A 12,093-nucleotide genomic window follows, 5' to 3' on the forward strand; every position below is an offset into this window, starting at 1 on the left:
GCTGATTATTCCCAGCCGACCGAGTTGAAGATCTTCTGCGCGGTGCCGATGTTCTCGGCCACGTCCGACAGGTTCACGTCGTCGGCCTTGAACTCACCCAACTGCTTCACACTGTCAGCCAGTTCCACGCCTTCCACGGTGGGGAATTCGTCGTTGCCCGCCGAGAAGTAGACCTGCGCCTGATCCGAGGCGAGATACTCAAGAAATTTCACCGCGTTCTCGCGGTTCGGCGCGTTCTTGGCCACACCGCCACCCGAGAGGTTCATATGCGCGCCGTTGCCTTCCTGATCGGGCCAGATCACGCCGATCTTGCCGATATCGGCGCTGACGCCATCGACATCGGTGCGGATCGCACGGGCGAAGTAGTAGCTGTTGGAAACCGCGATGTCGCACTCACCGGAAACGATGCCGCGCAACTGGTCGGTGTCACCACCCTGCGGGGCGCGCGCCATGTTGTCGACCACGCCCTGCGCCCAGTCGGTGGCGGCTTCTTCACCCTCATGGGTCACGATGGAGGCCAGCAGGGTCTGGTTATAGGTATTGGTCGAGGAGCGGATGCAGACCTGACCTTTGTACGCGGGATCGGCGAGGTCCATGTAGGTCTCGGGCGGGTTGTCCATCGTCTCTTTGTTGTAGAAGATGATCCGCGCACGCTGCGACAGGCCGAACCACTGGTTGTCGTCGTCCTGCAGGTTGGCGGGGATGCGCTCTTCCAGTGTCTCGCTCTCAACAGCTTGTAGCAGGCCCAAGTCCTTGGCGCGCTTGAGGCGGCTTGTGTCCACGGTCAGCAGGACGTCGGCGGGGGAATTCGCGCCTTCGGCTTCCATACGGGCCAGCAGTTCGTCGGCCTTGCCTTCGATGCGGTTGATGGTGATGCCGGTTGCTTCGGTAAAGTCGGAGTAGAGCCGCTCATCGGTGTCGTAGTGACGCGAAGAGTAGAGGTTCAACTCGCCATCGGCCAGCGCGGGCAGGGCCAGCGCCATAAGCGCGGCGGCGGCAGTCGATGTTTTGCAGAAGGTCATATCAGGGTCCTGTCTCATTGGTATAACTTGACTGAAACAGTAAGAAACAGATTTCACCCTGTCCTGCAACCAATTCCGATAGAATTGGTTGGAAAGCCCCCGGCGAAGCGGCGCCGGGGGCTGTGCCGTCAGTCTTTGCTGCCGATCTTGTCTTGGGTCTTGGTGTCGAAATCACTGGCGTCGTGACGCTCATGCAATTGCATCGACAGGTCATCCCCGAAGGCACGATTGACCATACGGCCCCGGGTCACGGCCGGGCGCGCGTCAATCGCCTCGGCCCAACGCATGACGTTCTTGTAAGAGGTCACATCGAGGAATTCCGCCGCGGAGTAGAGCCGACCGAGGACCAGTTGCCCATACCAGCTCCAAATCGCGATATCGGCGATGGAGTATTCATCGGCAAAATATTCATGCTCGGCCAAATGTTTGTCCATCACGTCAAGCTGGCGCTTGGTCTCCATCGCGAAACGGTTGATGGGGTATTCGAACTTCTCCGGCGCGTAGGCATAGAAATGGCCAAAGCCGCCGCCAAGGTAAGGCGCGCTGCCCATCTGCCAGAAAAGCCATGAGAGCGCCTCGGTCCGGCCGGCGGGGTCTTGAGGCAGGAAGGCGCCGAACTTTTCGGCAAGGTAGAGCAGGATCGCCCCCGATTCGAAGACCCGCTGCGGCGTGTCGCCGGAACGGTCCATCAGCGCGGGGATTTTCGAATTGGGGTTCACCTCGACAAAGCCGGAGCCGAACTGATCGCCCTCGGAAATATCAACTAACCACGCGTCATATTCCGCCGCCTTGTGACCCGCCGCCAGCAGTTCTTCGAACATCACAGTGACTTTGACCCCGTTGGGCGTGGCGAGGGAGTAAAGCTGAAAGGGATGCGCCCCAACGGGCAGTTCCTTGTCATGGGTCGCCCCGGCGATAGGGCGGTTGGTGCTGGCGAATTTGCCGCCGCTCTCTGATTCCCATTTCCAAACCTTGGGGGGCGTATATTCGGGCGTGTCCGACATGATGGTCTTCCTTGTTATTCAAGCCTGCCTTGAAGGTGGGGTTTTGCGCCGGGGTTGCAAGCAGTTAGGCGAAACGAAAAAAGCCGCCCCCGAAGGAGCGGCCTTTAAATCGAATAGCTGCGAAGCTCAGCCCTGACGGGCTTTGAACCGGCGCTGCGTCTTGTTGATGACGTAAACGCGGCCTTTGCGACGCACAACACGGCAATCGCGATGCCGATTCTTGAGCGAGCGGAGCGAATTGCGAACCTTCATGGTCGTCTCCTCATGTCGTGGCGCGGGCCAGCGCCTGGGTTGCGGGCAACCCGCGCAGGGCGGGTCGATGAATAAATGGTGGGCGATACTGGGATCGAACCAGTGACCCCTTCGATGTCAACGAAGTGCTCTACCGCTGAGCTAATCACCCACTTTTCAGCGTTTCCGTATCGGCCCCAAAACTAAATGGGGCGCGAAATTTCGCGCCGTTGGGGTGCTATAAAAGGAGTCGGCGGCGGGATCAAGGGCTTTTGGCGCGGAATAAACACGCTATGTTCGACTTAGAGGAATTTATTATGCCGATGACCGCTTACGAAGTACTGCATCCGGACAGAAACCACTCCTGCGTGGTCTTTGCGTCGCCTCATTCGGGGCGGGATTATGCGGCGTCTTTCCTGCGGCGGTCGGTGTTGGACGAACATGCAATCCGGTCATCCGAGGATGCTTTTGTCGATCTTTTGTTCGACTGCGCACCGCTGTATGGCGCTTCTTTTATCAAGGCAGGGGCTCCGCGCGCCTATATCGACCTTAATCGCGCGCCGGAGGAACTCGATCCATCTGTCATCGAAGGCATTCCGCGGCAGGGGCATAACCCGCGCGTGGCCTCGGGGCTGGGGGTGATTCCCCGCGTGGTGGCCAATGGCCGGGCGATTTATCGCGGCAAACTGTCCCAAGAAGAGGCGCAGTTGCGAATCGACAGCTATTGGCGACCCTATCACGCGAAATTGCAGGAGTTGCTCAGCGGGGCGCACCGCCGTCATGGCCAAGCGGTGCTGGTCGATTGCCATTCCATGCCGCATGAGGCGATGGACGGCGTGGCCCGTGGTGGGATGCGGCGGCCCGATGTCGTTCTGGGTGACCGTTTCGGCGCGGCGGCGGGGGGCGAGGTGGTCGACCGGATCGAAGCGGCTTTCGTCGACGCGGGTTTCGTCGTGACGCGCAATTCGCCCTTTGCGGGGGCCTATATCACCCAAGCCTATGGCCGCCCGTCCCGGGGGCAACATGCGGTGCAGGTGGAAATCGACCGCGCGCTTTATATGAACGAACGCTTGATTCGCCCTAATGGCGCTTTCGAGGCGGTTCAGGCGGCGCTGCAACGTGTGGTGGCCGAGGTGGCGCAGATCGGTCAGGAGCGGCTTCCGCTCGCCGCGGAGTAGGCTCAGCGCAGCGCGCGGCCTTTGACGATGGCTTTTTCACCGAAACGGCTGCGGATGCGATCGGCGGCGCGCTCGGCCCGGCTGCGTTGTGCCGCACCGGGGTCGAGCAGATCGCCCGCCATATCCGCCCCCTCGGCGCCCGACAACTCGGACAGGCCCACGCCGATCAGCCGATAGGCGCTTTGGTGATCGACTTGATCGAAGAGGGCGCGGGCGGTGCGGTAAATCCGGTCGGCCAATTGGGTCGGGTCATGCAGCGACAGGCGGCGCGACAGCACGGTATGATCGGCCCGTTTGAGCTTGAGCGTCACCACCCGGCCCGCCATCTCTTTCGCCTTGGCGCGGTCTGCCACCTTCTCCGCCAAGCGCCAGATATGGCCGTCCAGAATCTCTGCATCGCCCGTATCGTCAGAGAATGTCGTCTCGTTGCTGATCGACTTCACCGGACGGTGGCGTGAGACGCGGCGGGCGTCTTGGCCCCGTGCCAGATGCCACAGCCGGTCCCCCATGCTGCCAAAGCGCGCGATGAGGTCGGTCTGTTCCCACCGCAAGAGATCGGAAAAGCTGCGGATGCCGGCCTTTTCCAGCGCGGTTTGCGTGGCGGCACCGACGCCCCAGATCATGCCCACCGGTTTGTCGCGCAGAAAGTCCGCCGTTTCCCCCGCGCCGATGACAGAGAACCCATGTGGTTTGTCGAGGTCCGAAGCGACTTTGGCCAGAAACTTGTTGTGGCTCAACCCGATGGAGCCGGTCAGCCCCAGTTCGGTTTTCATCCGCCGCACCAATCGTGCCAGCATCATCGCCGGAGGCTGGCCGTGCAGCCGCGCGGTGCCGGTCATGTCGAGAAAGGCTTCGTCCAGCGACAGCGGCTCGATGGCAGGGGTCATCTCTTCCATCATGGCGCGGATCGCGCGGGAGGCTTCGACATAGACCTCCATCCGCGGCTTGATGATCACCGCCTCGGGGCAAAGCTTTAGCGCCTGAAACATCGGCATGGCAGAGCGCACGCCGCGAATGCGCGCGACATAGCAAGCGGTCGAGACGACCCCGCGCCGCCCCCCGCCGATGATGACGGGTTTGCCCGCGAGTTCGGGATTGTCGCGCTTTTCGACCGAGGCATAGAAGGCGTCGCAATCCATATGGGCAATGGAGAGGTCGAAGAGTTCCGGGTGGGACAGCACGCGCGGACTGCCGCAGCGCGGGCAGCGCCGCGCCGGCGGGATTTCAGACAGACAGTCGCGACAGAGGGTGGCCATGGGTACACCGGAAGGGCAGGGTTCGGGCGACGATTCTAACCAGATCGCGAGGGATTGAACATGGTCTTTGATGGCGCAAAGCTCGCGCTTTACCTAGGGGAGAAACTGGCCGTGATCCTGCGCGACGATCTGCCGGGGCTACTCTTTGCCGATCACTGGGATTTGCCCGGCGGGGGCCGCGAGGGGGATGAGAGTCCGCTGGCCTGCGCGTTGCGTGAATGCCGCGAAGAATTGGGGATCGTGGTGCCTGAAGGTGCCGTGATCTGGGAAGGCTGCTTTGATGAGGGCGGGCGGATCAAGTGGTTCTTCGTCGCGCGCTTACCGGCCGAGGCGGAGGCTCAGATCGTCTTTGGCGACGAGGGGCAGCGCTGGCGCCTGATGACCGAGGCGGAGTTTCTCAACCATCCCCGCGCTGTTCCCGCCTTTCAAGACCGCTTGCGGGTCTATCTTGCAGAGCGCGCTAATGGGAGGATGCCGGGCAAATAAAGGCCCCCCGCCTGCGTGAGCGGGGGGAGGTGACGAACATCAGGAAGAACCAGTTCGTCGGGGAGTATCACCTGAGTTCAACATAACATATCCGGCGGTTTTCCCCTAACCTTGATGGCCGAGTCCAAGGCGCATCCCGGCGCGCTGTGGTCGATTTGCTACAGGCGCGGGCAAGCCCGTTGTTAACCTTCGGAAATTTCCTGAAGCACGGCGCGGGCGGCGGCGGCGGGGTCTTCGGCCTGCCAGATCGGGCGGCCCACCACGATATGATCGGCCCCGTCCGCAATGGCCTGCCCCGGTGTGGCGACGCGTTTCTGGTCGCCCAATGCGGCCCCTTGGGGGCGCACGCCGGGGGTGACGATCAGCTTGCCGCCCGCCTCGGGCAGGGCGCGGATCGCCGCGGCTTCTTGGGGGGAGGCGATGACCCCATCCGCGCCCGCGTCCAGCGCCCGGCCCGCCCGGGTCAGCACCAGATCGCCCAGATCGCCCGGCTGGATCAGCGCGGCGTCAAGATCGGCGCGGTCCAGCGAGGTAAGGATGGTCACGGCGAGGATCTTCATATCAGTGCCCGCGGCCCCTTGTTTGGCCGCGGCCACCACATGCGGGTCGCCGTGAACGGTCAGGAAGTCCAGATCGAACTGCGCAAGACCCCGCACTGCCGCCTCTACCGTGGCGCCGATGTCAAAGAGTTTCATATCGAGGAAGATGCGCTTGCCATGCTCTTGCTTCAACTCATTCGCCAAGGCCAAGCCGCCGCCGGTCAGCATGCCCAGGCCGATTTTGTAAAAGCCCACGGCATCGCCGAGCTTTTCGGCCAGTTCCAGCCCCGCGACCGCATGGGGAACATCAAGGGCGACAATCAGACGGTCATCAGACATGCGAGGGCTCCTGCCAAATTTTAAACGGCTTTGACCTACGCTGCGGCGCGGGGCAAGTCCATCATTCATGCGGGGAGGGCGCAAAAAAGAGGCCCGAACGCCGCTAAGCGGGTCCGGGCCAAGTAATCAGAGACTTAGCAGGCAGGCACTGGTCTCTGGTGTGCGGAACGCCACATCGGGACAGATGAAGTGGCGGCAGGTCCGCGGGCAGCCGCGCGGCAGGCAGGCGCCGCGCGGAAGGGGGTCAAGCCGCGTCGCGACCGGGGAGGTGCATGACCTCTTCCAGCCAGCGCAGCGGGTCAAAGCTGCGGCGTCCGGCCCGCTGTGCGGGGACGTGGCGCAGGACTTCGGAACTCAGGCCACGTTTTTGAGCGTGGCGACGAAGCGCCTGACGGGAGAGCCCGTCGGCGGCATCGTGATATGACATGGTGATGGGGGCGTCGATAGCACAGGCATAGCGGCGCAGCTGCTCCCCGTCTTGGACGGTCACCAGCGCTTCGAAACACTGAGTGGCCGCATTATAGGTGACATCTGTCAACTGGATCGGGCGCGTCTGCATCGTTTCACCTCTTGCGTTCTTCTGAACCTTGGCAGGCTGCTTTGTCCTGCTCTCCTCTGCTGGATAAACGCGAGAGGCGGCAAAATGGTTTCATTATGGTTACAGCTTCTGTGGATAAAGGTTAACAATGTATTTATTTCAATGTCCTAGAGATGTATTTAATGTCTCAAAATTGCCGTATTTTCGCCTTATTAACTGATTTTCTCCTATTGGCGGCCGGTCTCTCGGCAGTATTTTGCGCTTGGATGGTCTTGAACCCGCTGCACCGCTTCCCAAATTGAGAGCGAGGCTCAGACCGCCGCGTGCCACATATCGGGCGCGGCATTTTGGAGCGCTTGTAGAAAAGGAGAGACCCATGGACTTGAGCAAGTTCACGGAAAGATCGCGCGGCTTCATTCAGGCGGCGCAGACCATTGCAACACGGGAAAGCCATCAGCGGTTGGCCCCGGAACATGTCCTCAAGGCACTGCTGGACGACGACCAAGGGCTCGCGCGGAATCTGATTGCCGCGTCGGGCGGCGACGGAGCGCGCGTGGTGCAGGCGCTTGACCTGGCGCTTGGCAAGATACCGAAAGTCACCGGCGATGCGGGGCAGGTCTATTTGGATGGCACCACCGCCAAGGTGCTGGCCGAGGCCGAAGCGATTGCCAAGAAAGCAGGCGATAGTTTCGTCACCGTCGAGCGCATTTTGACCGCGCTTTGCATGGTGAAATCCGGCGCGAAAACTGCACTGGAAGCCGGGCAGGTGACCGCCCAAGGGCTTAATGCCGCCATCAATGATGTGCGCAAGGGCCGCAAGGCCGACAGCGCCACGGCCGAAGACAATTATGAGGCGCTGGAGAAATACAGCCTCGACCTGACCGCGCGGGCCGAAGAGGGCAAGATCGACCCGATCATTGGCCGGGACGAAGAGATCCGCCGCGCCATGCAGGTGCTGAGCCGCCGCACCAAGAACAACCCGGTGCTGATCGGCGAGCCGGGCGTTGGTAAGACTGCTATCGCCGAAGGTTTGGCGCTGCGTATCGTGCATGGTGACGTGCCTGAATCCCTGCGCAACAAGCGTCTGCTCGCACTCGACATGGGGGCGCTGATCGCCGGCGCGAAATACCGTGGTGAATTCGAAGAGCGTTTGAAAGCCGTGCTGACCGAGGTGACCGAAGCCGCGGGCGAGGTGATCCTCTTCATCGACGAGATGCACACGCTGGTCGGTGCCGGTAAGGCCGATGGCGCGATGGATGCGTCGAACCTGCTGAAGCCTGCGCTGGCGCGGGGGGAATTGCACTGTGTCGGTGCCACCACCCTCGAAGAGTACCGCAAATATGTCGAGAAGGACGCAGCCCTTGCGCGGCGGTTCCAGCCGGTGATCGTGCAGGAGCCGACAGTGGAAGACACTGTTTCGATCCTGCGTGGTATCAAAGAGAAGTATGAGCTGCACCACGGTGTGCGCATCAGTGACACCGCGCTGGTCGCGGCGGCGACGCTCAGCCATCGCTACATCACCGACCGCTTCCTGCCCGACAAGGCGATTGACCTGATGGATGAGGCGGCGAGCCGTCTGCGGATGGAGGTCGACAGCAAGCCTGAAGAGCTGGATGCGCTGGATCGCCAGATCCTACAGCTTCAGATCGAGGCGGAGGCGTTGAAGAAGGAAGACGATGCCGCGTCCAAGGATCGGTTGGAGGCTTTGCAAAAAGACCTGAGCGATCTGCAAGACCGCAGCGCCGAGATGACGGCGCAGTGGCAGGCCGAGCGTGACAAGCTGGCCGGGGCGCGCGACATCAAAGAGAAGCTCGACCATGCGCGGGCCGAACTCGACATCGCGAAACGCGAAGGCAAACTCGCGCGCGCGGGCGAGCTATCTTATGGCGTGATCCCGCAGTTGGAGCGCGACCTTGAAGCCGCCGAGGGCCGTGAGGATGACATGATGGTCGAAGAGGCCGTGCGCCCCGACCAGATCGCCTCCGTCGTCGAGCGTTGGACGGGCATCCCGGCGGGCAAAATGCTGGAAGGTGAGCGCGACAAGCTGCTGCGGATGGAAGAGCAGTTGCATGATCGCGTGATCGGGCAGAACGCCGCCGTGAAGGCGGTGGCCAATGCCGTGCGTCGCGCACGGGCGGGGCTCAATGACGAAAACCGCCCCTTGGGCAGCTTCCTCTTCCTTGGGCCGACCGGCGTGGGCAAGACTGAGTTGACCAAGGCCGTGGCCGAGTTCCTCTTTGACGACGACAGTGCGATGGTGCGCATCGACATGTCGGAGTTTATGGAGAAACACGCCGTGGCCCGTCTGATCGGTGCCCCTCCGGGCTATGTCGGCTACGACGAGGGCGGCGTGCTGACCGAAGCGGTGCGGCGTCGGCCCTATCAGGTCGTGCTCTTCGATGAGGTCGAAAAGGCGCATCCCGATGTCTTCAACGTGCTCTTGCAGGTGCTCGACGATGGTGTGCTGACCGACGGTCAGGGCCGCACGGTCGACTTCAAGCAGACGCTGATCGTGCTGACCTCCAACCTCGGGGCGCAGGCGCTGAGCCAACTGCCCGAGGGCGGCGATATGGCGGCGGCCAAGCGTGACGTGATGGATGCGGTCCGGGCGCATTTCCGGCCCGAGTTCCTGAACCGTTTGGACGAGACGATCATCTTTGACCGTCTGGGCCGCAAGGACATGGATGGGATCGTCGAGATCCAGATGGCGCGGCTGCTCAAGCGACTTGCCGGGCGGAAGATCACGCTCGATTTGGATGATGCCGCGCGCAAGTGGTTGGCGGACGAGGGCTATGACCCGGTCTTCGGGGCGCGGCCTTTGAAGCGGGTGATCCAGCGTACCGTGCAGGATCCGCTGGCCGAGATGCTCTTGGCCGGGGATGTGAAGGATGGCGACACCGTTACCGTTCGCGCCGGGGCCGATGGCTTGATCATCGGCGATCAGGTGGCCGCGTCGAACCGGCCCAAGCCGGATGATGCCACGGTGCATTAAACGCCCGAAACATTGAGAAAGGCCGGGGTTTTCCCGGCCTTTTTGCTTGAACTAAAACCCGCGAAAGGCGTCCATTATTCGCCAATCGCCTCTTTCACGATCTCATCGAGCAGGCTCTGCACCTCCTGCATCGCGCCGTCGGGAAAGGCGCGGTAGCCGATGGTCACTTCCTCACTCTCGGGGAGTTGCATGACGAAAATGTCGTAGGGGCAAAAGCCGATGTTCATTACATCCGCCTCCATCACCTTGCGCGACAGCGCGGCCGAGCAAAAGCTGAACACCTCCGCCGCTTCGAACAGCACCACTTCAGAGCCGACATCGGCGCGGGTGCGGTCGAGCATCTCACCGACATGGCTGACGTTTTCGGGGATGAGCCCTTGGTTCAGGATCGCGTTCTCCACTCCAAAGGTTACATCGCCAAAGCTCTGGTCGGTGGTATAGGTGACCATTTCATCCGCTTGGACGGCGCTTGCGCAGATCAGGCCGGTGGCGAGAAGAAAACGGATCATGGCGGCACTCCTTTGAATAACGGCGCCTGACATTCCGGTGTGCTGGCTGAAATCCGGGCGAAAGGATTTGGTCTGGCTTCCGGCGGGCGCTAACTCTGCATGAGTATAGTAGGGAGCGCTGAAATGGCCAATCGCTGGATCAATCGACTGACGGACCGTGACGTGACTGATGAGGCGCAGTACCTCAACCGGCGGCAAATCATGGGCGGCGCGATGGCGGGGCTGGGCCTTGCCGGGCTGGGGCAGGGGGCCGCGGCCCAGGAGGGGCTGACCCCGAATGACTACGAAGACATCACCCAATACAACAACTACTACGAATTCGGCACCGGTAAGGGCGATCCCGCGAAACACGCAGGCGCGCTGACCACCGCCCCTTGGACCGTGACCATCGCGGGGATGGTCGACAAGCCCGGCGATTACGCTTTCGAGGATATCATGAAGGCGATGACCATCGAAGAGCGCATTTACCGGCTGCGCTGTGTCGAGGCGTGGTCGATGGTGGTGCCGTGGAACGGGTTCGAGCTTGCCGATCTGCTCAATATGGCCGGGGTGCAATCCGGCGCGAAATACGTGGCCTTTGAGACTGCCTACCGCCCCGAAGAGATGCCGGGCCTGCGTTTCCCCGTGCTCGACTGGCCCTATGTCGAAGGGCTGCGGCTGGATGAGGCGATGCACCCGCTGACGATCATGGCCACCGGCATCTATGGCAAGGACATCCCGAACCAGAACGGCGCGCCGCTGCGGTTGGTCGTGCCGTGGAAATACGGGTATAAATCCATCAAATCCGTGGTGCGCATCACGCTCACCGACAGGCAGCCGCCGACCAGTTGGAACAAGGCCGCCCCGCGGGAATACGGTTTCTATAGCAACGTGAACCCCAAGGTCAGCCATCCGCGCTGGTCGCAGGCCGATGAACGCCTCATCGGCGGCGGGCTTTTCGCGCGACGCCAGCCGACGCTGATGTTCAACGGCTACGAAGAGGAGGTGGCATCGCTTTACGAGGGCATGGACCTGACGGCGAACTTCTGATGCCTGCCTTAATATATATGTCCCGTCTTCTCGTCCAAGCGCCGCTGTCTGGCGTGGCCGCAGCATGACGCGCCTGACCGAAGCCATGAACCGGGCGGCTCGGCGCATTCCGGTCTGGGTTGTCTATCTCCTGCTGGCCCTGCCCATCCCGTGGTTCTTTTACCAAGGGCTTACCGGCGGGCTGGGGCGTGATCCGGTAAAGGGGCTCGAACATCTCTATGGCCTCTGGGCGTTGCGCCTGCTGATCGCCGGGTTGGTGGTCACCCCGTTGCGCCGGGTGTTTGGGGTGAACCTGCTACGCTTCCGCCGGGCGATCGGTGTGATGACCTTCGTCTATGCGCTCGCCCATCTGACGGTCTGGGCGCTGCTGGACGTGCAGGGGTTCTCGCGGATCTGGGCGGATATTCTCAAACGGCCCTATATCACCATCGGTATGGCCGGGTTTCTCTGCCTTGTGCCGCTCGCGGCCACATCCAACAATTGGTCGCTGCGCAAGCTGGGGGCAGGTTGGCGCAAGCTCCACCGGCTGACCTATGCCGCCGCGGTCTTGGCGGCCCTGCACTTCGTCTGGCTGGCGAAAGGATTTCAGCTGGAGCCGCTGGTCTATGCAGGTCTTGTCGCGGTGCTTTTGATCCATCGGCTGCTGTTTGGGCGTCGTCGGCAGAAAGACCCACGGGGCTGGACGGCTCGGAGGAAGCAGCAGGGGTCGTGATTCACGTGTCTGAAACGCGCGATTCCGGCCCGTGGCATGTGGATAACTGGTGGCGTTAACATAATGGCGGCGTGGCGCGCCGTCTTCGGCTGAATTCTGCTGGATGTCTGGGTGTCTAAGCCATTGTTTTTAGGTATTGATCTGCGGGTTTCATAAAAACTGCACAAAACTTCAAAAAACGGCTTGCGGCTTTGCTTCACTCGCCTTAGAACCCCCTTCACCGGCGGCGCTGAGGCGCACGGCGGGGCGCCAGACGGG

At 61.9% G+C, this 12,093-nt stretch carries 12 protein-coding genes and 1 tRNA gene; 5 read left to right on the plus strand and 8 right to left on the minus strand.

Annotation, left to right across the window (positions count from 1 at the left end; all coding sequences use genetic code 11):
- Positions 1 to 5 precede the first annotated feature (5 nt).
- The 4 genes from ACGYLC_RS03815 to ACGYLC_RS03830 all read right to left on the minus strand — a co-directional run bounded on the left by ACGYLC_RS03815 (position 6) and on the right by ACGYLC_RS03830 (position 2,429).
- The gene (locus tag ACGYLC_RS03815) at positions 6 to 1,022 is read right to left on the minus strand and encodes a Fe(3+) ABC transporter substrate-binding protein (protein WP_394421785.1); all 1,017 of its coding nucleotides are present in this window, start codon (positions 1,020 to 1,022) and stop codon (positions 6 to 8) included.
- Between the two features lie 128 nt (positions 1,023 to 1,150).
- Positions 1,151 to 2,026 carry a glutathione-dependent disulfide-bond oxidoreductase gene (gene yghU / locus ACGYLC_RS03820; RefSeq protein WP_394421787.1) on the minus strand — a complete coding sequence of 292 codons (876 nt, stop codon included), beginning with the start codon at positions 2,024 to 2,026 and terminating at the stop codon, positions 1,151 to 1,153.
- Positions 2,027 to 2,152: 126 nt separating this feature from the next.
- Positions 2,153 to 2,278, minus strand: a complete 126-nt coding sequence (ykgO, locus tag ACGYLC_RS03825) for a type B 50S ribosomal protein L36 (RefSeq protein WP_005850168.1) — start codon at positions 2,276 to 2,278, stop codon at positions 2,153 to 2,155.
- Positions 2,279 to 2,354: 76 nt separating this feature from the next.
- A tRNA-Val gene (locus ACGYLC_RS03830) sits at positions 2,355 to 2,429 on the minus strand.
- A gap of 145 nt (positions 2,430 to 2,574) precedes the next feature.
- On the opposite strand from ACGYLC_RS03830, the gene ACGYLC_RS03835 reads away from it, so the two are divergent.
- Entirely contained in the window at positions 2,575 to 3,435 is an 861-nt protein-coding gene (locus ACGYLC_RS03835; RefSeq protein ID WP_394398883.1) for an N-formylglutamate amidohydrolase, read from the plus strand.
- A gap of 2 nt (positions 3,436 to 3,437) precedes the next feature.
- On the opposite strand, the gene ACGYLC_RS03840 is transcribed toward ACGYLC_RS03835, so the two are convergent.
- The gene (locus ACGYLC_RS03840) at positions 3,438 to 4,691 is read right to left on the minus strand and encodes a DNA polymerase IV (RefSeq protein WP_394421789.1); all 1,254 of its coding nucleotides are present in this window, start codon (positions 4,689 to 4,691) and stop codon (positions 3,438 to 3,440) included.
- Positions 4,692 to 4,751: 60 nt separating this feature from the next.
- On the opposite strand from ACGYLC_RS03840, the gene ACGYLC_RS03845 reads away from it, so the two are divergent.
- Positions 4,752 to 5,177, plus strand: coding sequence for an NUDIX hydrolase (locus ACGYLC_RS03845; RefSeq protein WP_394421791.1), 426 nt, complete (start codon positions 4,752 to 4,754; stop codon positions 5,175 to 5,177).
- 182 nt (positions 5,178 to 5,359) lie between these two features.
- Here ACGYLC_RS03845 and pyrF read toward each other — a convergent pair whose 3' ends face one another.
- Together pyrF and ACGYLC_RS03855 are read right to left on the minus strand one after the other, a co-directional pair.
- Positions 5,360 to 6,055 carry an orotidine-5'-phosphate decarboxylase gene (gene pyrF / locus ACGYLC_RS03850; protein ID WP_394421792.1) on the minus strand — a complete coding sequence of 232 codons (696 nt, stop codon included), beginning with the start codon at positions 6,053 to 6,055 and terminating at the stop codon, positions 5,360 to 5,362.
- Between the two features lie 244 nt (positions 6,056 to 6,299).
- Complete coding sequence (locus ACGYLC_RS03855) at positions 6,300 to 6,614, minus strand: orotidine 5-phosphate decarboxylase (protein ID WP_067265831.1); 315 nt, start codon at positions 6,612 to 6,614, stop codon at positions 6,300 to 6,302.
- Between the two features lie 355 nt (positions 6,615 to 6,969).
- Between ACGYLC_RS03855 and clpB the strand changes: the two genes are divergently transcribed.
- Positions 6,970 to 9,585: an ATP-dependent chaperone ClpB gene (clpB, locus tag ACGYLC_RS03860; protein ID WP_394421794.1), complete on the plus strand. Its 2,616-nt coding sequence runs from the start codon at positions 6,970 to 6,972 to the stop codon at positions 9,583 to 9,585.
- A gap of 74 nt (positions 9,586 to 9,659) precedes the next feature.
- Here the strand turns inward: clpB and ACGYLC_RS03865 are convergent, their stop codons facing one another.
- Positions 9,660 to 10,094 carry a DUF302 domain-containing protein gene (locus tag ACGYLC_RS03865; RefSeq protein ID WP_394421796.1) on the minus strand — a complete coding sequence of 145 codons (435 nt, stop codon included), beginning with the start codon at positions 10,092 to 10,094 and terminating at the stop codon, positions 9,660 to 9,662.
- Between the two features lie 123 nt (positions 10,095 to 10,217).
- On the opposite strand from ACGYLC_RS03865, the gene msrP reads away from it, so the two are divergent.
- Together msrP and msrQ are read left to right on the plus strand one after the other, a co-directional pair.
- A complete protein-coding gene (msrP, locus tag ACGYLC_RS03870; protein ID WP_394421797.1) occupies positions 10,218 to 11,123 on the plus strand; it encodes a protein-methionine-sulfoxide reductase catalytic subunit MsrP in 906 nt (301 codons plus the stop codon).
- Between the two features lie 64 nt (positions 11,124 to 11,187).
- Positions 11,188 to 11,835 (plus strand): protein-methionine-sulfoxide reductase heme-binding subunit MsrQ, encoded by a 648-nt coding sequence (gene msrQ / locus ACGYLC_RS03875; RefSeq protein WP_394421799.1) that lies wholly within the window; start codon positions 11,188 to 11,190, stop codon positions 11,833 to 11,835.
- Positions 11,836 to 12,093: the final 258 nt, after the last annotated feature.

Origin of the sequence: Sulfitobacter sp. 1A12157 (assembly GCF_043557345.1) — a bacterium.
In the GTDB taxonomy this organism is placed as follows: Bacteria; Pseudomonadota; Alphaproteobacteria; order Rhodobacterales; family Rhodobacteraceae; genus Sulfitobacter.

Coding starts and splice junctions, on each gene's coding strand:
- ACGYLC_RS03815 (WP_394421785.1), bottom strand. CDS start 1,022: ATGACCTTCTGCAAAACATCGACTGCCGCCGCCGCGCTTATGGCGCTG.
- yghU (WP_394421787.1), bottom strand. CDS start 2,026: ATGTCGGACACGCCCGAATATACGCCCCCCAAGGTTTGGAAATGGGAA.
- ykgO (WP_005850168.1), bottom strand. CDS start 2,278: ATGAAGGTTCGCAATTCGCTCCGCTCGCTCAAGAATCGGCATCGCGAT.
- ACGYLC_RS03835 (WP_394398883.1), top strand. CDS start 2,575: ATGCCGATGACCGCTTACGAAGTACTGCATCCGGACAGAAACCACTCC.
- ACGYLC_RS03840 (WP_394421789.1), bottom strand. CDS start 4,691: ATGGCCACCCTCTGTCGCGACTGTCTGTCTGAAATCCCGCCGGCGCGG.
- ACGYLC_RS03845 (WP_394421791.1), top strand. CDS start 4,752: ATGGTCTTTGATGGCGCAAAGCTCGCGCTTTACCTAGGGGAGAAACTG.
- pyrF (WP_394421792.1), bottom strand. CDS start 6,055: ATGTCTGATGACCGTCTGATTGTCGCCCTTGATGTTCCCCATGCGGTC.
- ACGYLC_RS03855 (WP_067265831.1), bottom strand. CDS start 6,614: ATGCAGACGCGCCCGATCCAGTTGACAGATGTCACCTATAATGCGGCC.
- clpB (WP_394421794.1), top strand. CDS start 6,970: ATGGACTTGAGCAAGTTCACGGAAAGATCGCGCGGCTTCATTCAGGCG.
- ACGYLC_RS03865 (WP_394421796.1), bottom strand. CDS start 10,094: ATGATCCGTTTTCTTCTCGCCACCGGCCTGATCTGCGCAAGCGCCGTC.
- msrP (WP_394421797.1), top strand. CDS start 10,218: ATGGCCAATCGCTGGATCAATCGACTGACGGACCGTGACGTGACTGAT.
- msrQ (WP_394421799.1), top strand. CDS start 11,188: ATGACGCGCCTGACCGAAGCCATGAACCGGGCGGCTCGGCGCATTCCG.